We start from the raw sequence: 20,582 nt of genomic DNA on the forward strand, positions 1-20,582 counted from the left end.
TTACAATTTTCAACCTTAAATCACCCTATAAAAAATGAAAATATTCAAAAGGTCAAAAACTAAGATAGTTCTTTATGTAGGATTATTGGTAGCAATAACGAATGTTTTTGCTCAAAAACCAGTAGCTCAACCTCAACTCGGCAAACGAAGTGCGGAGATTCTGAAAATCAACAATTTGGAATTCAAAGACCTTAACAAAAACAAAAAACTTGATAAATACGAAGACTGGCGTTTACCCAATGAAGTTCGAATCAAAGACCTGATTTCTCAAATGACTATTGAAGAAAAAATTGGTTTTATGATTATCAGCACCACCCGTTTGGCGGGCGATTTCGCTTTTCAACAAAACGCACCACGAGTCGAAATCACAAGTGGATTCAACGAGGAAGATTTATTGCAACCCAACAATATGTTTACCCGAAAACCTTTGGCTGTTCCAATCATGTCGGCAGCGGGTACAACCAAAGGAGTAATGACATATAATCTCCGTCATTTTATTATTAGAGCTAACCCAAGTGCCAAGATATTGGCCGATTGGGCAAATAATTTGCAAGCCTTGTGCGAAACTTCTCGTTTGGGTATTCCTGCCATAGTCGCCTCAAATCCGAGAAATCACGTAACGATGGATGCTGCCGTTGGTTTGAGCGTTGGTACAACGGTTTTCTCAAAATGGCCTGGCGAATTGGGTCTTGCTGCCATGCGAGATTTGAAATTAACCCGTGAATTTGCCGAAATTGCCGCTAAAGAGTGGTCGGCTGTTGGCATACGCAAAGGCTATATGTACATGGCCGATTTGGCAACAGAACCCCGTTGGCAACGTGTAGAAGGCACTTTTGGTGAAGATGCCGACTTAGCTTCCAACATGATTAGTGAAATAGTCTTGGGTTTTCAAGGTAATAAATTAGGTAAAAACTCGGTTGCAATGACAACTAAGCATTTTCCAGGTGGTGGCCCGCAAGAGGGTGGACAGGATTCTCATTTTGATTGGGGAAAATTTGCTCATTACCCTGGTGGTATGTTTGATTACCATGTCAAGCCATTCAAAGCTGCCATTGATGCAGGCACTTCATCTATCATGCCTTATTATTCAGCCCCTAAAGGTAAAGAATTTGAAAACGTAGGATTCTCTTACAATAAAGCTATCATTCAAGATTTATTGCGTAAAAAATTAGGCTTCAAAGGTATCATTAATTCTGATACTGGCCCGATTGATATGATGCCTTGGGGTGTTGAAAATTTAACCGTTTTGGAGCGTTACAAAAAATCAATTGAAGCAGGTGTCGATATTTTTTCGGGTGGTGCAGACCCCACTTTATTGTTAGAAACCGTCAAAAAAGGATTGGTAACAGAAGCCCGAATCAACGAATCAATCATCAAACTTTTGAGAGAAAAATTTGAATTAGGTTTGTTTGAAAACCCTTATGTAGATGCCGATGCAGCTGTAAAATTAGTTGGTAATGCCGAATTTCAGAAAAGGGCAGATTTAGCACAACGTAAATCTATTGTTTTACTGCGAAATGATGCCCAAGTTTTACCAATAGTGAAAAACAAGACAGAAAGCCGCCCGAAAGTTTTTTTTGAAACGTATTACGATAACGGTAGAACCAAAACTCCGATAACGGTTAAAAAGCCTACGATAGCAAATGATAGATTTGAATTTGTATCAACCAAAGAAGAAGCAGACGTGGTGTTGTTATGGTTGATACCGAGTGCAGGAGGTTTATTTAGTTCAGGAGGTAAGCCAATCGAATTGAGTTTGTCGAAAAATAAAATTGATATTGCCCACGTAAATGAATTAATAAATGCCAAACCAACTGTTGTAGTGATTAATTTTAGTAGTCCATGGGTAATTGATGAACTTGATAAAAGTAACACAAAAACGATATTAGCCACATTCGGAACAACTCAAGAAGCGTTGTTAGATATTGTGAGTGGGGCGTTTAATCCGACTGGAAAAATGCCTTTTTCAACACCAATTTCAGAAAAAGCCGCCGCAGAAAATAAGTCAGATGTACCAGGCTTTTTGGAGCCAAAAGGTTATGCTTTGTTTAAATTTGGCGATGGATTAAGCTATAAATAATTGATTTTTGTACTAAAAAGCCGTCATTATTGCAATAATGACGGCTTTTTATATTATTACTGCTTACTTTAACCTCTCTTCAAATAACTTCAAAATACGCTTATATTCATCCATCCACGAAGTTGGTTCTACGAAACCGTGGTCTTCCATTGGATATGTTGCCATTTCCCAGTTTTCTTTTTTCAACTCTATTAAACGTTGAGCCAAACGATAAGAATCTTGAATATGCACATTGACATCAACTACGCCATGACAAATCAATAAATGTCCTTTCAAGCCCGCTGCATGGTAGATTGGGGAGCTTTTTCGGTAAGCCAAGCTATCGGTTTGTGGTTCGTTTAGAATATTGGCAGTATAACCATGATTATAAGCTGCCCAGTCGGTTACGGGACGAAGAGCCGCACCTGCCGCAAAAACATCTGGCGTAGTAAACATCCCCATTAATGTAATAAAACCACCGTACGAACCGCCGTAAATGCCTATTTTTTTAGGGTCAATACCATATTTATCTACTAAAAGTTTTGCACCGTCCACATTGTCGGTTAAGTCTTTTCCACCCATAAAACGATAAATTCCTGTGCGGCAATCTCGCCCGTATCCAGCACTTGCTCGGTAGTCAATATCCAAAACTGTGTAGCCTTTGTCCACTAATAAATTATGAAACATGTATTCTCTCGAATATTGACTCCACCATTTATGGGCATTTTGTAAATAACCAGCACCATGGACGAATACAACCGCTTTTTTATTTTTGAGTTTAGCAGTTGGTTCATAAATTCTTGCAAAAATCTCTACGCCATCACGTGCCGTAAACGAAATAACTTTAGCATCTTTCCAAGGATAGGCTTTAAACTCGTCAGTCAATGAAGAAGTCAATTGCTCTGCTTTAGCATTAGGGGTATTTTCCTGCAAAAACAACTCCCACGGCTTATTAATATATGAATATCGAATGGCTAATTTTGATTCATCGGGCGAAAGTGTTACGTCATTTCCACCTACCATGCTTGTGAGTTTGGTTTTTTCTTGACCATCGACGGACATTTTATAGAAATGTTGCTCTCCAGGATGTACTTCATTTGTAATCAAATAAAACGATTGCTTATCTTTTGATAATTGTGCTTGTTGTACCTCAAATTTTCCTTTGGTGAGTTGTTTTTTCTCATTTGTCAGCACATTAATTGTATAAAGATGAGAATATCCATCAGCTTCCGACTGGAAATATAGCGTTTGGTCATCAATCCAACCGATATTTCCGCCACCAAAGCCACTAATTCCAGGGCCACCAATCCATGCTTCGTCGTGTTGACGGTCGAGGTTTTTGAGTTTGCCAGTGGCTGGGTCGAGGAGCATTATCCAACGGTCTTTGTTATCAATTGAACGTATTGTAACTACGGCAAAAGTGCCATTTGTTGACCAAGTTGGACTTGAAATCGTAATTTTTCGAGGCAATGCTTTCTTTTTTGTGGTATCTTTTTTGGCATAATCTTTCAAAAACTCAGGCTGGTCAGTAATACCTACAATATCTTTCGTAATGACTTGATAAGTAGTATCTTTTTTGATGTCATAAATGAAATTTTCATAACTTGACAATGGAGCACCCACTTTTGTGCGGGCGGGTAAATCTTCCGTAAAACCCGACTCTGTTACATAGCTTGGTACGATGGCACTTTTGGCATTTTTGGGTTGTGTAGAAAGTCGGTAAGTAATGTATCGCAAATCAGGGCTTGCTCGTGGAAGTTCCAAAGTTTTGTCATCAGTATAAATTTCTTTTGGGCGTTTGGGTAAATCGGCTTTAGCTATTATATCGGCTTCGTCTTTTTTGTCTTTTCGCTCTTTCAAAACCTCAAACATGACTAATTGGTCGGCTTTCAACCATTTTTCTTCGTCATTGGCCGGTTTTGCTTCGGCTTTTTTGCTTCCCGTGATAAAATTCGATAATTGTAAAATCGAACCATCTTCTAAACTAAGGTTATACAAATTTCCGTTTCTCGAAAATATAATCTTTGTTTCATCTCCACTAAAATAAGGATTTGATTCTCGTTCAATAGTATTAGTTAATTGCTTGATTTTCAGTGTTTTAAGATACATTAAAAAAATTTCACCTTGCTTTTCAAAAACTTTCATCGAATAGTTTTTATTATAATCGCCCGACTGGGCAGGTAAAGCACGACGTTCTTTTGGTGTAACTTTGATAGCTTTTTTTTCGGGTAAAACAATTTTATAAAGAGAATCGCCTTTGTTTTTATCAGGATTCCACGAAAAATAAATCGTTTTGGAATCTTCTGACCAAAATTGATTACTTGGCGAAGTACCAATCCATTTCGATTGGTCTTGCATGATTTTCTCTACCGTAAGTAATTGACTATAAGTAGTTTGTAGAAAACAGGTAGCAATTAATAGTAAAAATACTTTTTTCATTTGATGAAGGGTTGTAAATATATTTGTAAAAAATCCGTAATTAAATAACATTGAACAAAAGCCCAAAGGGCTTGAAAAAATCAAAACCTAAAACCTCTCAAAAACTCCTCAATACTCATTCGTTTCTTGCCTTCCAATTGTAATTCTTTGATATTCAACCATTTATCTGAACATCGAAATGACAAAAATGTCTTTCCATCAGTCTTGAAACTGCCAATTTCTGACTCGTCATTTGCTGAACTTCCTATTTCTGACTGATAAATTTTACAAGTTTTTTCTGCCAAAACCGTCCATGATGCTGGATAAGGCGAAAGTCCACGCACAAAATTATGTACTTTTTCGGCCGATTGATTCCAGTTTATTTGACAAGTTTCTTTGAAAATTTTCGGAGCGGCTTTCAGTTCCACGTCCATTTTTTGAGGAATTTGCGGATAGTTTCCTGCCCCAATTGCACGCACTGTTTTTAGTACCAAATTTGCTCCTCGCTCCATCAATTTATCATGCACTGTACCTGCATTATCGTCTTGCAAGATAGGTTCTTTTTCTGCAAAAATAATGTTTCCAGTGTCAATTTCTTGTTGAATAAAAAAAGTTGTTACGCCCGTTTCGGCATCACCATTTATCACCGCCCAATTGATAGGAGCAGCCCCACGATATTGCGGCAAAAGTGAGCCATGAAGGTTAAAAGTACCAATGGTTGGCATATTCCAAACAACTTCGGGCAACATTCTAAAAGCCACAACTACCTGTAAATCAGCTTGATAGCTACGTAATTGTTCTAAAAAATCAAGGCTTTTTAGTTTTTCAGGTTGCAAAACAGGGATGTTCTGTGAAACGGCATATTTTTTCACTGGCGTTTCGTGCATCTGCAATCCTCGCCCCGAAGGTTTGTCTGGAGCAGTAATAACAGCTACTACTTCACACCCATTTTCAACTAATTTTGCTAAACTCGCCACTGCAAAATCTGGCGTACCCATAAAAACTATTCTCATGTTTTATTCGTTATAAATATGTGAGTTTTAAAAACGCTTGATTTTTAAAAAAACTTTGTACCTTTGTTTTTCAAATTAAGCAAATGAAAAGAAAACGAACAAATAAAGTGTTTTTTCGACTGAAATTCAGGTAGTTTCTGTAATAAAATGTAAGTTTTATCAGGAACGGTCGAATTTTCGCCGTTCTTTTTTTGTCCACCCCTAAAAAAGTTAGGGGTTTTTAAATTTATAACCGTTATGTCAAAGATTCAATATTACACAGAAGAAGGTTTTAATAACCTAAAAAATAGACTTCACGAATTGAAATTTAAGGGTCGTTCCAGTATTGCTGCTCAGATTGCCGAAGCAAGAGACAAAGGCGATTTGTCGGAAAATGCAGAATATGATGCTGCCAAAGATGCCCAAGGTCTAATGGAGATGGAAATATCGAAATTGGAAGAAATTGTTGCCAATGCCCGAATTTTGGACGAATCGACCGTTGACACATCGAAGGTTTCGCTATTGTCGAAAGTGAAAATTAAAAGCATAAAAAGCGGTGCAACGATGTCATATATGCTTGTTGCAGAAGAAGAGGCGGATTTGAAATTAGGAAAAATTTCAATGAATTCTCCTTTTGGTAAAGGACTTTTTGGTAAAAAATTAGGCGAAATTGCCCAAATTCAAGCCCCCGCAGGAATGGTTGAAGTAGAGATTTTAGAAATTAGTAGATAATGTTTTCGGCTATTTCAAATAGTAAATGTTTGATTATAAATAGCGTTTTCTTGAGCATTTAGGTGGACATGACTTTTAGAAGTTATGTCCACCTAATGTTTTATGGTATTTGGCAACTAAGTATGGTAAAATTTGAGAGCTAATCTTACTTAGTTTTATGTTTGCTTTAGATTATTAATCGTTTATTCAATAATATGCCCACAAAACTGGGCAGTATTATCTAATATTTTCCCACCTCTGCGGAAGCCTAATCCACATGCTTCACCTGCAAAGAAAACTCCTGCTTGATAGCGATTTCCTGCTGAATCTTGCAAAAATTCGGTATATTCTTGAAAAACCGTTTTCTGTTCTGCATACTCTCCATCAGTTTTTTCTAAGGATGTTCCTGAAGGTGAAAGCATTTTTATATTGGCTCCCTCACGCCCAAAAAGCACCTTTTCTACACAATATTTACCTAAAATTGACTGATTTTCAGTTCTCAACAAAAGAGGATGATTTGGGAATAATTCCCATAAAACCTTCAATATTGCCTTCGATTGAAACAACAAAGTATAAGCAGGATTCAGAATAATTGCTTTTTTATTGACAGCTATTTGAGTCAAAATTCCTGATAATTCGGGTTCGTCCCAACCGATATATTCCCATGGTACTAGCTTGAACCAATAATCATACTTGATGAAACTTCCGCCGTTTGGATTTTGCTTAAAAATACCTTCAATTGACGAAAATTCAACATTTTCGATGGTATCAAAAGCTACTTCAAAACCAGCTTCTTTAGCAGCTTCTCCTAAAACTTGCATATTGGTATCATCTTCAGGGAAATCTTTCATAGTTGAAATTAATAACGAAGGCTTAAAACCTGGATTTTGACCTTGTAATTCTCTGAAATTATCTACCAAAGCTTCATAAAGTGTATTAAATTGGTTACTTTCATCCAAGCCATTTGCTTTCAATGATGCCCATTGCACTACTGCTGTTTCTGGAATACAAGTAGCTGTATCGGCATTGAATTCTATCAATTTTATTGGCTTTCCATCTAAACCTCCACTCAAATCGAAACGACCATAGAGATGCCAATGGCTATCATTTTCCCAAGAATATTTAACTAACTCAACCAAGTTTTCAGGAATTCCTAATTCTGTAAATCGTTGATTATCAATTACAAGCTGTGCTGCTACGATATACATTTCGTATAATTCGTTGGCAGAATCATAATATTTTTCTGCCTCATTTTCAGACATAATAACCATTTCATTAGTGATGTAGGGCAAAGTATTTTCACCCAGCATCCAATCCCAACCTGCATTTCGGAGTGACGATTCTGGTGGAATAGATAGTTTTTTTAATTTCATTTTTTACAAAATATAGGTAGGGATTTGCAGCATAAACCCTTGTGTGCGAATTAGTATATATTTACGACAAGGGCTTATACAATAAGCCTCTAAATTTATTGATATTTTTAAGAAACATGACTTGCACGACTTGCCCCATGAAAAAAGCCAGTACGTCCGCCCACAGGTCGGGTTATAGTTGAACGAGAGTTTCCGATATTTTGATGAATTGAGTTTGAACGATTGAAAGCTCCAGATGTTAAAAAATATGCCATCATAAGGCCACTACCACCAAAATGACTACGATGATAGCGAGTAGAATGAGTAGAATCGGTTTTTGAAGTCGAATTATTTGCTTTAACACCACTCACATCGGGGCGATAAGTCATATAATTTGGACTAACAGTTTTTGCTAATAAATAACCCATTCCGCCAAAAAGAAGTGCATTTGGAAGATTGCTCTTTTCACCAATTGAGGCCGAATCTGTTTTTAATTCGCTGTCTATCAGTCCTTTAACTATTTGTGGAGAAAGAATTTCTTTCCTACCATCAAGATAAGTTACGATTGCCTCCGAACTATCGGCAGGCACTTCTGTTTCGTCAGAAATTTTAAAAATACCCTTTGAAGTTTCCGAAATATAGGTTTTTACGCCTTTGGTATAAACTTCCACTTCTTCATATTCGTAGTCGTTTTCTGAGCTATTGCCGCAATTTTGCAAAGTCATACCACCTCCCAAAATTGCTAAGGCAAGCGTACTACTTATGGTAATATCTTTTACTTTTCTGATAAATGTTTTTTTACTTACAGGTGTCATATCGGTTTAGATTTGGTGCGTAAAGGTTTCTGAAAAATAATTACCAAAAAAGCATCTTTGTAAGAATGGTAATTTACAAGCTTGTTTTGGACGAAAATAGAGATGATTTTTGTAAATATAGCGAGTTTCTGATTAAAAACTTTGGAATTATTTGCTAAAAGTATATGTTAAAAAGCATATACCTAACAATTATCCTTGGAGGAATTTTAAATGAAACTTCTTTTACATTACCTTAGTCGCTACCGTTGGCAAGTAGTTTTAGCTTTATTTTTAGCTTCCATTAATCAAACTTTTTCGTTGCTTGACCCACTTATTTTTGGAAAAATAGTGGATGAATATGCTGGTAAAGCTAAAACTTTTACTAAAGAAGATTATACAAAAGGTGTATTATTAATGCTTTTGGCAGTTGTAGGTGTGGCAATGGTCAGTAGAATTGCCAAAACACTCCAAGATTATGTGATGAATATGGTTATTCAGAAATTTGGAGCGTCTATTTTTACAGATGGTTTGAAACATACGCTGAAACTTCCATATCAGCAATTTGAAGACCAAAGAAGCGGTGAAACGCTTTCAGTTTTACAAAAAGTACGCACCGATACCGAAAAATTTATCACGCTTTTTGTCAATGTTGGTTTTACTTCTTTGATTGGTATTATTGTTTTAAATGTCTATATCTTTCATTTTGGCATTAGCCCTTGGTTATTTTTTGTGTATTTGGGTGGAGCAGCCGCTTTGGCTTTTTTAACGAAGGTTTTGAGTAAAAAAATCAAAGAAATTCAACGGGTCATTACTAAAGAAACAACTTCTTTGGCAGGAACAACTACCGAATCGCTTCGCAATATTGAGTTGATTAAAAGTTTGGGTTTGACCGACCAAGAAATCAAGCGTTTGAATTTAAATACCTTGAAAATATTGCAATTGGAATTGAAGAAAGTTCGCAGTATTCGTAGTATTGGTTTTATCCAAGGTACCTTTGTCAACTTCCTTCGTCAAGCAATTTTATTTCTTTTATTGTTATTGATTTTTAAAGACCAAATGACTGTTGGTCAGCTACTTACGCTGCAATTTTGTTCGTTTTTTGTGTTCGGGCCAATGCAGGAAATGGGCAATGTAATTATCGCTTACCGTGAAGCAGAAGCGTCTTTAAATAATTTCGAAAAGCTAATTAACAACCCCATTGAAGTTACTCCCGACCATCCTACAAAATTGGGTGCGGTAAATAATTTAAAATTTGAAGATGTTAGTTTTAGCCACTTAACTGCACAAGGAAAAGCATTGGATACTGTAAATTTTGAAGTACAAAAAGGTCAAACTGTGGCATTTGTGGGGCCGTCGGGTTCAGGAAAAACAACTTTAGTAAAACTCTTAGTTGGACTCTATAACCCATCAGAAGGAACTGTTTATTACAATAATTTACCTTCACACGAAATAAATATCGAAGAATTACGCTCGCAAATTGGCTTCGTAACGCAAGATACGCAATTGTTTTCTGGAACAATTAAAGAGAATTTGCTCTTTGCTCAACCTCGTGCGACCGATGCCGAGATATTAGATGCTTTACAAAAAGCGGCTTGTCAAAACCTTTTGGAAAGAGCCGAAAATGGCGTTGATACTGTCATTGGCGAAGGCGGGATCAAGATTTCGGGTGGAGAAAAGCAACGCCTTTCAATTGCAAGAGCATTGCTAAGGAATCCAAAGATTTTTGTTTTTGATGAAGCAACTTCGGCCTTAGATTCATTGACCGAAGAAGAAATAACAAACACCGTAAAAGATGTAACCGCCGAAGGTGATTATATTACGGTAATGATTGCTCACCGCCTAAGTACGGTCATGCACGCCGATAGAATCTTTGTTTTAGAACAAGGAAAAATCATTGAAGTGGGTAAACACGAAGAACTTTTAGTAGAAAAAGGCTTGTACTATGCTATGTGGAGACAACAAATAGGGGAACGTAAGAATAAGGTTGTAGTAGCATAAAGGTGGGTTTTCCGTGGACTGCCGACTATTGACTTGCCTACTCCTGCATAACCTTCGTGATTTCGTTGAGTTTCTGAACTTTACTCTGAAAATCTCCTTTTAATTTGTTTCTGATAGCCTGCAAGTTATTCAATGTTTCTTGCAGGTTTTCAGGAATAATTTCCTCTAAAATTTCCCGAAAACGCTTCGCAAAGGTTGGTGATTTTCCATTGGTTGAAATGGCAATTTTTAAATCATCTTTCACTACCACCGAACTCAAATAAAAATCGCATAAATCGGGCGTATCTGCTATGTTGACTAGTATTTTTTTAACTTTACAATCGTCTCGTACTTGGCGATTTACTTCTTTGCTATCTGTTCCTGCCGTAACTAAATCTATGCCTTCAAGGTGCGAAATATGGTATTTTTCTTGAATCAAAGTCAAATTATGGTGCGAAACCAAAGCCTTTATTTCGTCACGAATTTCGGGAGAAACGAGCGTTACTTTTGCTTTGGGTGAATTTCTGAAAATAGCTTCTATTTTTTCTAAACCCACATTTCCACCGCCAACAACGAGCGTGTGTAGTTCTTCAAGTTTTAAAAATATAGGAAATAATGTGTTCATTTTTTAGCTGTCAAAGTTTTTTCTAAAATTCTAACCAATTGCTCCAATCCTTCTTTATCTACTTCCGAAAAATCATCTAATTTATCACTATCAACATCCAAAACCATCAAAATCTCGCTATTTTTATCAAAAACTGGTAAAACTATTTCAGATTTTGAAGCTGAACTACACGCAATATGCCCAGGAAATTCGTCAACATTTGGTACGATAACAGTTTGTTTTGTGCGATAACAGTATCCACAAACACCTTTGTCGAAATTGATGCGAGTACAAGCAATTGGTCCTTGAAAAGGTCCTAAAACCAATTGGTTTTCTCGTTTTATATAAAACCCCACCCAAAAGAAATCAAAGGCTTCTTTCAAAGCCGCAGCGAAGTTTGATAAATTAGCAATTTCGTCAGTTTCACCACTCAAAAGTCCTTCGATTTGAGGAATAATGCTTTCATAAATTGCCTTTCGAGAAGCATTTTCAGGAATATATAATGTTTCAGCCATATTTTGTGGGACGAAGAACAGCTTTGTCCAAATGGATTAAGCGAATGTTTTAACAAAAAAACGTTTCAAAGTTGGAGCCTCAATGGCTTTTATTTGCCATCCGTTTGATAAGTCGCTAAATTTTTCTAAAGTATTATTATTGAAAATAATGGTTTCGGGTAAAAGAAGTCCACTTTCAACGGCTTTTTTTGATTGGAAAACTGAGAAAGTTTTGATTTCATCGCCATCAAAATAAGCCTGTGAACGGTCGAAGAAATCAATATTTAAAGTCTCGCCTAACTCTTTAAACCAATGTGTAGAAGCATCAATTGAACAACCACTGGCGGCATTCATATTTTGGTCGAGAGCAATAATGACGAAACGATTATGCAAAACTTTTGCCGAAGCCAATAAAGTTGCCCCGTGAGCAGCCCATTGATTAACGGCAGGTTTTAAATAATCCCCAATCGTAATCGCCTCATTATCAGTTAATTGACGATTGGCTTGATATACCCAAATACGGGCATTTTGCGGAATTTTATCGAAATCTATATACATGTTATTGGCTTAAAAAAAAATGCCACAATCAAAAGTGTGGCATAATTAGTTTAGAAACAATATTTTTTTGAAAATAGTCTCCGATAAAGACAATTAAAATTTTGTAGAATAAGTTTCTAACTTATTTCTATTGTCAATAAACAAGTTGGAAGCTTGTTTTACTACATCGCTTGCTCGAGCAACTCCGCCAAGTCATAAACTTTTATATCATGCTCACGTTCTTTGTTTTTTACTCCGTCCGACATCATTACCATGCAGAAAGGACATGCAACGGCAATTGTTTTTGCTCCAGTAGCCAAAGCGTCTTCAATTCTCTCAATATTTACTTCTTTTGTTCCTTTCTCGGCATCTTTAAACATTTGCCCACCACCTGCACCACAACAAAGTCCGTTGGTTTTGCAACGCTTCATTTCTACCAATTCGGCATCCAAATTTTCTAATAATTGGCGTGGAGCTTCATAAATATCATTAGCACGACCCAAATAACACGAATCATGATAGGTGATTTTTTGACCTTTAAACGAGCCGCCACCTTCGATTTTTATTCTACCTTCGTTGATTAATTGTTGTAAATATGTCGAATGGTGTATCACTTCGTAATTTCCACCCAATTCGGGATATTCATTTTTGAGCGTATTGAAACAATGCGGGCAAGCCGTCACGATTTTCTTTACGCCATAGCCATTTAACACTTGAATGTTTTGTTGAGCAAGCATTTGGAAGGTAAATTCGTTTCCTGCACGACGAGCTGGGTCGCCCGTGCAAGCTTCTTCTGTGCCGAGAACGGCAAATTTTACACCGATTTTATTTAGAATTTTAACAAATGAAATCGTTACTTTTTTATATCGGTCATCAAACGAACCTGCACAACCCACCCAAAAAAGCACTTCGGGTTCTTGACCATTTGCAGCCATTTCTGCCATTGTAGGTACTTTATATTCGATAGTTTCTGCCATAGTGTTAATTGATTGAATACGATTGTTAGCAAAAATAGTATGCGTGCATAATATTTGCAAGCGAGTAGCTGAAAATTATTTGTAATGTTTCATTGTTATGATAATTAAGAAGGGCTTTATTCAAAGCAAAGATTGAATTTAGTACCTTTGAACCATTCTTTCGAATGTATTTGATGCTGATTTTTTAAAACATTCATTCATTCAATAATTCAATTCCATTGTGGCACTCATTCACCCATTGCTCTTATGTCTGATAATCTTTTTTCTGTTGAAACAACTTATTTTGCCGATGTGATTTTGCCAGTGCCAATTCCACGAATGTTTACCTATCGTGTGCCGAGGAATTTTGTGGACGAAATAAAAATTGGGGCGAGGGTTATCGTGCAATTTGGTAAAAACCGTGTGGTTACGGCCGTCGTTGGTCGGATTCATAATACGCCTCCCGAAAAATATCAGGCAAAATACATTCTCGAATTGCTTGATAATGAGCCACTTATTACCAAACAACAACTTTGGTTGTTCGATTGGATTGCTGATTATTACATGTGTTGCGTGGGCGAAGTGATGAACGTTGCGGTGCCGTCGGGTTTGAAAGTAACGAGTCAATCAAGGATTCAGATAAATCCAGATTTTGACCACCCTGAATTATTGGATGAAAAAGAAATTGAGTTTTTGGATATTCTGAAAAATCACGCTTCTTTGACTTATGATGATGCCATCAAATTTGTGGACGAAACCAATATCAATTCTATGATAAAATCGCTGATTGGAAAGCACGCAATTATTATGTATGAAGAAGTTAAGGAAAAATATAAGCCAAAAATTGCTAAGAAAGTTCGCTTGAAAAGAGTTTATGAAGGAGCAGAAGAAGTAGCAAATTTGATTGATTCGTTGGCGAAATCGGCGAAGCAACAAACCGTTATTTTGGAATATTTAAGGCAAATTCCAATGCACCAATTGTCGGAGAGAAATTCTTTAGGAGTTGACAAATCGCTTTTTACGAAAGGCGAAACCTCTGATTCGGCTTTAAGTACTTTGATTGAAAGAGGTATTTTGGAGCAGTTTGAAGTAGTCGTTTCTCGCTTTGCTGATGATATGCCTGCCGAACCAGTGAAAATAGAATTGACACCCGCTCAACAACAAGCAAGCAATGAAGTTTTATCGAATTTTCAGGATAAAGATGTGGTTTTGCTACACGGAATTACGGGAAGTGGAAAAACTGAGATTTATATTGATTTGATTCAACAAGTGCTAGAAGGTGGCTCACAAGTATTGTTTCTTTTGCCAGAAATTGCACTTACGACCCAAATTGTGGTCAGAATGAAGCGGGTTTTTGGCGATAAAATGGGCGTTTATCATTCCAAGTTTTCAGACAATGAGCGAGTGGAAGTTTGGCGAGGTGTTTTGGAAGGACGATATCAGTTTGTGGTCGGCGTGCGATCGGCGGTTTTTTTACCGATGGACAATTTGGGTTTAGTAATTGTTGATGAAGAACACGAAGGCTCGTATAAGCAATATGACCCTGCCCCTCGCTACCATGCACGTGATGTGGCAATTATGTTAGGGCTGAAACAAGGAGCAAAAATCTTGTTGGGTTCGGCAACGCCATCGCTCGAGAGTTATTATCAAGCTACCACAGGAAAATACGGTTTAGTGTCGCTCAACCAACGCTATGGAAATGCCCAATTGCCCGATATTCATTTGGTTGATTTGAAGGCAGCACGTAAAGCAAAAACCATGAAAAATGATTTTTCGGGGACTTTGTGCCAACATATTGAGCATAATTTAGAGATTGGTGATCAAACGATTATTTTTCAAAACCGTCGAGGTTATTCGCCGTATTTGAATTGTCAAGAATGTAATTGGATTGGCGAATGTGAGCAATGTGCTGTGAGTTTGACTTATCATCTCGACTCGAAAGAATTACGTTGCCATTATTGCGGACATAAAGAAGAAATTCCGAAGGCTTGCCCAGTTTGTGGTTCGGGAAAAATAAAAACGGTGGGTTTTGGTACAGAAAAATTGGAAGATGATTTACGAATTATGTACCCAAAGGCTCGTGTGCAACGCATGGATTTGGACACCACTCGTACCAAAAATGCCTACCAAACTATTCTTGGAGAGTTTGAGCAGGGAAATACCGATATTTTAGTCGGAACACAAATGATTAGCAAAGGTCTTGATTTTGACAAAGTAAGTTTGGTCGGAATTTTTGATGCTGACCGCATGATACATTTTCCAGATTTTCGAGCGGCCGAACGTGCTTTTCAAATGCTTACACAAGTAAGCGGACGGGCAGGAAGGCGTGAGAAAAAAGGTTTGGTGTTGATTCAAACAGGCAATACAACGCAAAGTTTACTGCATAAAGTGGTGAATAACGATTATATGGGTTATTATAATGACGAAATTAAGGAGCGAGAAGGATATTTTTACCCACCTTTTACTCGTGTGATTTCGATAACGGTCAAACACGAAGAACAAGACAAAGCCGAAAAAGCTGCTCATTGGTTGGCCAATAAATTATTAGAAAAACTCGGCAAAGCCCGTGTACTTGGCCCCGAAAAAGGAATGGTAGAGCGAGTAAGAAATAAGTTTTTGTTTGATATTTTGCTAAAACTCGAAAAAGACAAACTCAACATAAAGGCTGCAAAAGTTTTCTTGCAAGAACAAGTTGATGCGGTGATGACACAACGTGAGTTTAGAGGTGTTTTTGTTGTGGTTGATGTGGATGCGGTGTAGGTTTTTGAAGTTTAGAGAGATAGCTTTGGAATGTTGCAGAAATATTTATATCATTGTAAAGTAAATCTGAATGGCAGATTTTGTAACTAATTTATAATCAGTTAATTATAATTATATATTGTTGTATTTTTACAAGTTTGAAAAATAAAAAAAGTATGTTCAATTTAAAAGTAGAAAATAGTATAGAAAATGAATTGAACCAATCAATTCTAAACGAGATTATTGAGAAAATTCAAGCAAAATTCCCACATATTAATAAAGAAAAAATTAATTTCGACCCCAAAAGCGGTAATTTATCTGTTGACCAGTTATCTGAAAATGAGCTAAACTCTTGCTTTCCCGAAGAATAAATTCAATTATTTATAATTAACCTTGTAATTGACTCTCAATAATTATGGATAGTTTTTATGTATATTGCCACATTGATATTGAAACCAATACTCCATTTTATATTGGAAAGGGGCAAAAATCAAGAGCATTTAGCATAAATCGTCATAGTCATTGGACTTCTTTTGTAACGAAATTCTGTAATAATTATTCAGTGAATTTTATAGCAGAAAATGTAGATGAAAATACAGCTTTACTGATTGAAGGAGAATTTATTGAAAAATACGGGAAGTTGCATAATAATACTGGTTGTTTGCTAAACTGGTTTGATGGTGAATATCATTTAAGGAGTATAAAATATTCAACAGTTCCCAATATTAAATCAAGCTACAATGATTATCTAACAGATTTTGGAAAAGAGTTATTTAGTTATGACAGGAATTTATTGAATTTAACAAAAATTAATAAATTCTTAAATGAATTAGTCGAAGAAAATGCGGCACTTACAAGAGATAAATTAATTTCAGATATTACCAAAACTAAAACGCCTAAACAATCTTGGATTATACCATTTTATATTGACCAAAAAATTTCAAGAAATGGTTCTTTTGAAATAAAAACATCAAATCTCAATGAAATTATTGATGAGATAAAAAAACCTATCATATTTAATAACCTCCCCAGCCGTCCATATGTAGATTCAGTAATCCATAAGTTAATGATTTACTTTGACTTAATTTTGCAAAGGCACATATGGATTGAACAAAATGGGTTAAAAATATCAAATGAAAATATTAAATGGTATTTTTATTCTGAGTACAGGTCAAGCTACATAAAAATTCTCCAAGTAATGAATAAAGGCATTTTATTGAGGCCCGAATTTCGTTCCACAAATACAAAAGACTTTCAAATTGAAAATATTTTTGATTTTGAAGTAATGAAGCAATGAATTTACTTTCAAATCAACTCCGCTCTGCGAAGAATCTTCCTTCGCAAAGGTACTTTGACATCCCGTTTTTAAAACGGCATTTGCAGATTGGGGTCATATAACACTCGTGCGATTTGCAAGCTTCGCAAAGCAAAAATCACACACAAAATTAACCATGAATAGTTTCTGATTTTCCGTAGCGGGCTATTACAGAATCTTCGAATGCTATCCATTCTCGCCAACGTTTTTCCACGTCAATACCTACGCCATATTTGCGGGCATAAGTTATAAAAGTGGTATAATGCCCTGCTTCACTCTCCATGAGTTGCCTATAAAATATAGCCAATTCGGCATCACGAATATTTTCAGAAAGTATCTTAAAACGTTCACAACTTCGGGCCTCTATCATGGCTGAAAAAAGGAGTCTTTCTACTAAACCTGATACACGACTACCACTGTTACTTCGCTTCATGTAATCGGCTAACTCTACTACATATTTGTCTTTTTGCTCCCTTTTAAAATTCAATCCTCGTTTTCTGATAATGGCGTGTACCATCTGAAAATGCTCTAATTCTTCTTTGGCTAAGGCCAATAAATCAGTTACAAGGTCTGGATATTCAGGATTGTTTGTAACAATGGTGATGGCATTGGTAGCAGCTTTTTGTTCACACCAAGCGTGGTCTGAAAGAATCTCTTCAATGTTTTTCTCAACAATATTGACCCATCTTGGGTCGGTAGGTAATTTTAATCTTAAAACAGACATTTTTTTCAATTATAAAAATTCCTGCACTGCGAAGACTTTTTATTCGCAGTGGCGTTTTGACATTTCCTTATGTCATTTTGAGAGAATGAAGAGCAACCGTGCGAAGTTTATACACTTTGCACGGTAAAATTTATATCTCATTCAAACATTCAAAAACCATTCTATAAAAATCAGGGTGAGATTGCCATGTTTGCCCAGAAACGTATTTTCCATCTCTTACGGCTTCATTTTTGCCGACATAATTACCTCCACAGGCTTCAACTTCAAATCGTACGTTTTCGTAACAAGTAACAGTTTTGTTTTTAACCAAACCTGCTGCTGTCAGAATCTGAATTCCGTGGCAAATAGAGAAAATAAATTTATCAGCTTTGTCAAATTCTCTTACAATTTCTATTAATTTTTCATTGTGTCGTAAAAATTCGGGAGCTCTTCCGCCCAAGATCAAAATAGCAACGTAATCTTCAATTTTTACATCTTCAAAAGCAATATTTGACTCAACAATATACCCTGGTTTTTCGATATAAGTATCCCAGCCAGGTTCAAAATCATGGATAACCAAATTGAGTCTTTTTACACTCGGTGCCGCTATAACAGATTCATATCCAGCTTCTTCAAAGCGGTGTTTGCCATACAAACATTCGTAACCTTCACCTGCATCGCCAGTGATAATGAGAATTTTTTCTTTCTTTGACATTGTATAAAATAAGGTTGAATTAAGAAACAAATATAAAAACATTCTTCCATAAGAATAGTTTTTTTAGAAATTCGGCTGAATTTCAATTCAGTTTTTGTGTTTGCCGTTGTTGAAACGGGTTCACGAAATTAACACGAACGGAAAGAATCGAATTATTTGTAAATCACAAAGTAGAATCTCAAATTGTTTAAACTTTTTGTTTTTTGGTGATTGTACTTAAAAATTAGAGCCAACAATGTGATGAAATGAATTTCCACCCAAATATTTAAACCGAACAAATTGAGCAAGCCAAGTATCACTTTAAAGGCTTTTGCAGAAAAATTTTAGACTACCATCTGATAATTTTTAATGTCTTTTTTTGGGTTAAATCTTCGATTCGTAAAAGAATATCAGGGCTGATGGTATCAAACGAAATCGTTTTAGTTGTTTGGTTATTATTAAGCGTAAATGTATCTTGATAAAGAATTTGTTTAGTGGTTTGATTAATGAAAGTTGTTCGTAACTGGTTGTTAATTAATGAGTTAGCGAATTTTAATTCTACATCAGATTTATTAGAAGGTAAAATCGTAATTGAAACCAAATCGGAGTTTGGCTCTATTGCTGAAATTAAAAACTCATTTTGCACGACGATATTTGCTCTTGAAAAATTGGCATAACCATAACCTAATTGTATCGTTGGCGAAGCAAACTGATGCCCAGATTTTCGGATACAACGAGTAACTTCCTGAGCCGTAAGGTAAGGGTTTGCTTGCCAAAAACCAGCTACTAAACCAGCCACTAAAGGAGCTGAAAATGAAGTTCCATTACCCGCTGTTGCATTGCCCGAAGTATTGCAAAGTGACGTGCCACTACCAACTGCCACAACATCGGGCTTTATTCGCCCGTCGGCAGTATTGCCTCTTGAGCTAAACGGGGCATAAATGCCATCTCGTGTTACTGCTCCAATCGCCAAAACCGAATCGGCATCTGCTGGAGCAGTGATGATTTGCCAAGAATTATCTCCCAAATTTCCTGCCGAAATCACTACGACTATTCCTCTTTCGGAGGCTAAATCCGCTGCTCGTGTGCTGAGAGCAGTTTTTCCATCCATCATGGCAGGTGTATAATTATCAGCAGCATTATCAAAAGTACTATACCCCAACGACGAACTAATAATATCTGCACCTAAACTATCTGCCATTTCTGCCGCAAAAAGCCAGTTTGCCTCTTCCAAAGGCGTTTCAGAAGCACCGTCTTCTGTACGAAAAAGTGCCACCGAAGCACCAAAAGCAGGGCTAATCATCTGATTATCAAGATAACCAGCCATTGTACTCAAAACTGCTGTTCCATGTCCGCCTTGTTCATAAACGGTATTATCATTATCCACAAAATCATAGATTTTTACTACTTTATTGTTCAAAAAAAGATTTTGTAAACAAGTACTTATGTTGGCATTCAGAAAACCATCATCCAATAAAGCAACAAGCATACCTTCGCCATGAAAACCCTGTTCGTGCATTATATCGGCACCTAATAATTGTATTTGTGCGGTAGCATTTCCATAGTTAAGGCTTTCGATTTTTTCTATGGCAAATTTATCGAAAATATCCACTTTTCTTACTTGTTTGAGCGGGCGATCGAATTCAATTCCTTTGACAAAGGGTAAATTTAAAATTGTATTTTTCTGAGTTTCTGTCGCTTCTACTAATGCAGCATTCATCCAACGAGATTTATAGATAACTGTCGCACCTGTTTGCAGAATATCGAAAATGTATGTTGGATTTGGGGGTAAATCACTTGTTTTGATGGTGATTCCTTGTTTAAAACGCCTTTCAATTGATTTTTGAGAAAGATAAGCCAGTGGAGAATTAATAGAATAGGGCGAATTATTTTTGTCTTTTAATAAGACTAAATATTTATACTTTGTTTGGGCAAAACTTTTTTCGCAAAGGCAAAAAAATAGCAAAACTAACAGACTTATTTTGTGATGTTTCATAGCCAAGCAAATGTTAAAATCTATCTATTTTATCACCATCAATTTCTTTACATTTTCTTTGCTTAAGTCAATTTTCTTGAAATCTTTGGTTTTTATAGAAAGCTCACGCTCCACATGTCCCAAGCACGAAAAAGCACTGTTTTGATTAATAAGGTGTACCCAATAGTTTAGACAGTATTTTTACTATTGTTGTTGTAAATTTTCTTTTTTTGCTTCTTTTTTTCTTTTGTTAATTGCTGTG

17 protein-coding genes are annotated in these 20,582 nt (G+C 36.3%); 6 read left to right on the forward strand and 11 right to left on the reverse strand.

What is annotated here, in order from left to right; all coding sequences use genetic code 11:
• Positions 1-34 precede the first annotated feature (34 nt).
• Positions 35-2,080, forward strand: a complete 2,046-nt coding sequence (locus ACH2CJ_RS00775) for a glycoside hydrolase family 3 N-terminal domain-containing protein (protein ID WP_394990159.1) — start codon at positions 35-37, stop codon at positions 2,078-2,080.
• Between the two features lie 63 nt (positions 2,081-2,143).
• Here ACH2CJ_RS00775 and ACH2CJ_RS00780 read toward each other — a convergent pair whose 3' ends face one another.
• A complete protein-coding gene (locus ACH2CJ_RS00780; RefSeq protein ID WP_394990160.1) occupies positions 2,144-4,498 on the reverse strand; it encodes a prolyl oligopeptidase family serine peptidase in 2,355 nt (784 codons plus the stop codon).
• Positions 4,499-4,578: 80 nt separating this feature from the next.
• Positions 4,579-5,490, reverse strand: a complete 912-nt coding sequence (gene fmt / locus ACH2CJ_RS00785) for a methionyl-tRNA formyltransferase (protein WP_394990161.1) — start codon at positions 5,488-5,490, stop codon at positions 4,579-4,581.
• A 237-nt stretch (positions 5,491-5,727) separates the two neighbouring features.
• Here fmt and greA point away from each other — a divergent pair, with 237 nt between their 5' ends.
• Positions 5,728-6,201 carry a transcription elongation factor GreA gene (greA, locus tag ACH2CJ_RS00790; protein ID WP_394990162.1) on the forward strand — a complete coding sequence of 158 codons (474 nt, stop codon included), beginning with the start codon at positions 5,728-5,730 and terminating at the stop codon, positions 6,199-6,201.
• Positions 6,202-6,383: 182 nt separating this feature from the next.
• On the opposite strand, the gene ACH2CJ_RS00795 is transcribed toward greA, so the two are convergent.
• Together ACH2CJ_RS00795 and ACH2CJ_RS00800 are read right to left on the reverse strand one after the other, a co-directional pair.
• A complete protein-coding gene (locus tag ACH2CJ_RS00795; RefSeq protein ID WP_394990163.1) occupies positions 6,384-7,553 on the reverse strand; it encodes a glutathionylspermidine synthase family protein in 1,170 nt (389 codons plus the stop codon).
• 107 nt (positions 7,554-7,660) lie between these two features.
• A complete protein-coding gene (locus ACH2CJ_RS00800) occupies positions 7,661-8,347 on the reverse strand; it encodes a hypothetical protein (protein ID WP_394990164.1) in 687 nt (228 codons plus the stop codon).
• Positions 8,348-8,557: 210 nt separating this feature from the next.
• On the opposite strand from ACH2CJ_RS00800, the gene ACH2CJ_RS00805 reads away from it, so the two are divergent.
• Positions 8,558-10,324: an ABC transporter ATP-binding protein gene (locus ACH2CJ_RS00805; protein ID WP_394990165.1), complete on the forward strand. Its 1,767-nt coding sequence runs from the start codon at positions 8,558-8,560 to the stop codon at positions 10,322-10,324.
• A gap of 37 nt (positions 10,325-10,361) precedes the next feature.
• Here ACH2CJ_RS00805 and ACH2CJ_RS00810 read toward each other — a convergent pair whose 3' ends face one another.
• The 4 genes from ACH2CJ_RS00810 to ACH2CJ_RS00825 form a co-directional block, all read right to left on the reverse strand.
• Positions 10,362-10,928 (reverse strand): bifunctional precorrin-2 dehydrogenase/sirohydrochlorin ferrochelatase, encoded by a 567-nt coding sequence (locus ACH2CJ_RS00810; RefSeq protein WP_394990166.1) that lies wholly within the window; start codon positions 10,926-10,928, stop codon positions 10,362-10,364.
• Positions 10,925-11,422: a GAF domain-containing protein gene (locus tag ACH2CJ_RS00815; RefSeq protein ID WP_394990167.1), complete on the reverse strand. Its 498-nt coding sequence runs from the start codon at positions 11,420-11,422 to the stop codon at positions 10,925-10,927. The genes ACH2CJ_RS00810 and ACH2CJ_RS00815 overlap by 4 nt, the downstream gene beginning before the upstream one ends.
• A 36-nt stretch (positions 11,423-11,458) precedes the next feature.
• On the reverse strand, positions 11,459-11,959 hold the full coding sequence (locus ACH2CJ_RS00820; RefSeq protein ID WP_394990168.1) for a hypothetical protein: 501 nt from the start codon (positions 11,957-11,959) through the stop codon (positions 11,459-11,461).
• A 161-nt stretch (positions 11,960-12,120) separates the two neighbouring features.
• Positions 12,121-12,915: a (Fe-S)-binding protein gene (locus ACH2CJ_RS00825; protein ID WP_394990169.1), complete on the reverse strand. Its 795-nt coding sequence runs from the start codon at positions 12,913-12,915 to the stop codon at positions 12,121-12,123.
• A 246-nt stretch (positions 12,916-13,161) separates the two neighbouring features.
• Between ACH2CJ_RS00825 and priA the strand changes: the two genes are divergently transcribed.
• The 3 genes from priA (at position 13,162) to ACH2CJ_RS00840 (ending at position 16,930) form a co-directional block, all read left to right on the forward strand.
• Positions 13,162-15,654, forward strand: a complete 2,493-nt coding sequence (gene priA / locus ACH2CJ_RS00830) for a primosomal protein N' (RefSeq protein ID WP_394990170.1) — start codon at positions 13,162-13,164, stop codon at positions 15,652-15,654.
• A gap of 155 nt (positions 15,655-15,809) precedes the next feature.
• On the forward strand, positions 15,810-16,004 hold the full coding sequence (locus tag ACH2CJ_RS00835; protein ID WP_394990171.1) for a hypothetical protein: 195 nt from the start codon (positions 15,810-15,812) through the stop codon (positions 16,002-16,004).
• A gap of 44 nt (positions 16,005-16,048) precedes the next feature.
• A complete protein-coding gene (locus ACH2CJ_RS00840) occupies positions 16,049-16,930 on the forward strand; it encodes a hypothetical protein (protein ID WP_394990172.1) in 882 nt (293 codons plus the stop codon).
• 148 nt (positions 16,931-17,078) lie between these two features.
• On the opposite strand, the gene ACH2CJ_RS00845 is transcribed toward ACH2CJ_RS00840, so the two are convergent.
• The 3 genes from ACH2CJ_RS00845 to ACH2CJ_RS00855 all read right to left on the reverse strand — a co-directional run bounded on the left by ACH2CJ_RS00845 (position 17,079) and on the right by ACH2CJ_RS00855 (position 20,341).
• A complete protein-coding gene (locus ACH2CJ_RS00845) occupies positions 17,079-17,672 on the reverse strand; it encodes a tRNA-(ms[2]io[6]A)-hydroxylase (protein WP_394990173.1) in 594 nt (197 codons plus the stop codon).
• Between the two features lie 130 nt (positions 17,673-17,802).
• Positions 17,803-18,366, reverse strand: coding sequence for a DJ-1/PfpI family protein (locus ACH2CJ_RS00850; RefSeq protein ID WP_394990174.1), 564 nt, complete (start codon positions 18,364-18,366; stop codon positions 17,803-17,805).
• A 328-nt stretch (positions 18,367-18,694) separates the two neighbouring features.
• Positions 18,695-20,341 (reverse strand): S8 family peptidase, encoded by a 1,647-nt coding sequence (locus ACH2CJ_RS00855; protein ID WP_394990175.1) that lies wholly within the window; start codon positions 20,339-20,341, stop codon positions 18,695-18,697.
• Between the last annotated feature and the right edge of the window lie 241 nt (positions 20,342-20,582).

This window comes from Emticicia sp., from assembly GCF_043780375.1.
Lineage (GTDB): Bacteria > Bacteroidota > Bacteroidia > Cytophagales > Spirosomataceae > Emticicia.

Coding starts and splice junctions, on each gene's coding strand:
- ACH2CJ_RS00815 (WP_394990167.1), bottom strand. CDS start 11,422: ATGGCTGAAACATTATATATTCCTGAAAATGCTTCTCGAAAGGCAATT.
- ACH2CJ_RS00825 (WP_394990169.1), bottom strand. CDS start 12,915: ATGGCAGAAACTATCGAATATAAAGTACCTACAATGGCAGAAATGGCT.
- ACH2CJ_RS00845 (WP_394990173.1), bottom strand. CDS start 17,672: ATGTCTGTTTTAAGATTAAAATTACCTACCGACCCAAGATGGGTCAAT.
- ACH2CJ_RS00835 (WP_394990171.1), top strand. CDS start 15,810: ATGTTCAATTTAAAAGTAGAAAATAGTATAGAAAATGAATTGAACCAA.
- ACH2CJ_RS00780 (WP_394990160.1), bottom strand. CDS start 4,498: ATGAAAAAAGTATTTTTACTATTAATTGCTACCTGTTTTCTACAAACT.
- ACH2CJ_RS00775 (WP_394990159.1), top strand. CDS start 35: ATGAAAATATTCAAAAGGTCAAAAACTAAGATAGTTCTTTATGTAGGA.
- ACH2CJ_RS00840 (WP_394990172.1), top strand. CDS start 16,049: ATGGATAGTTTTTATGTATATTGCCACATTGATATTGAAACCAATACT.
- priA (WP_394990170.1), top strand. CDS start 13,162: ATGTCTGATAATCTTTTTTCTGTTGAAACAACTTATTTTGCCGATGTG.
- greA (WP_394990162.1), top strand. CDS start 5,728: ATGTCAAAGATTCAATATTACACAGAAGAAGGTTTTAATAACCTAAAA.
- ACH2CJ_RS00800 (WP_394990164.1), bottom strand. CDS start 8,347: ATGACACCTGTAAGTAAAAAAACATTTATCAGAAAAGTAAAAGATATT.
- ACH2CJ_RS00810 (WP_394990166.1), bottom strand. CDS start 10,928: ATGAACACATTATTTCCTATATTTTTAAAACTTGAAGAACTACACACG.
- ACH2CJ_RS00805 (WP_394990165.1), top strand. CDS start 8,558: ATGAAACTTCTTTTACATTACCTTAGTCGCTACCGTTGGCAAGTAGTT.
- fmt (WP_394990161.1), bottom strand. CDS start 5,490: ATGAGAATAGTTTTTATGGGTACGCCAGATTTTGCAGTGGCGAGTTTA.
- ACH2CJ_RS00795 (WP_394990163.1), bottom strand. CDS start 7,553: ATGAAATTAAAAAAACTATCTATTCCACCAGAATCGTCACTCCGAAAT.
- ACH2CJ_RS00850 (WP_394990174.1), bottom strand. CDS start 18,366: ATGTCAAAGAAAGAAAAAATTCTCATTATCACTGGCGATGCAGGTGAA.
- ACH2CJ_RS00855 (WP_394990175.1), bottom strand. CDS start 20,341: ATGAAACATCACAAAATAAGTCTGTTAGTTTTGCTATTTTTTTGCCTT.
- ACH2CJ_RS00820 (WP_394990168.1), bottom strand. CDS start 11,959: ATGTATATAGATTTCGATAAAATTCCGCAAAATGCCCGTATTTGGGTA.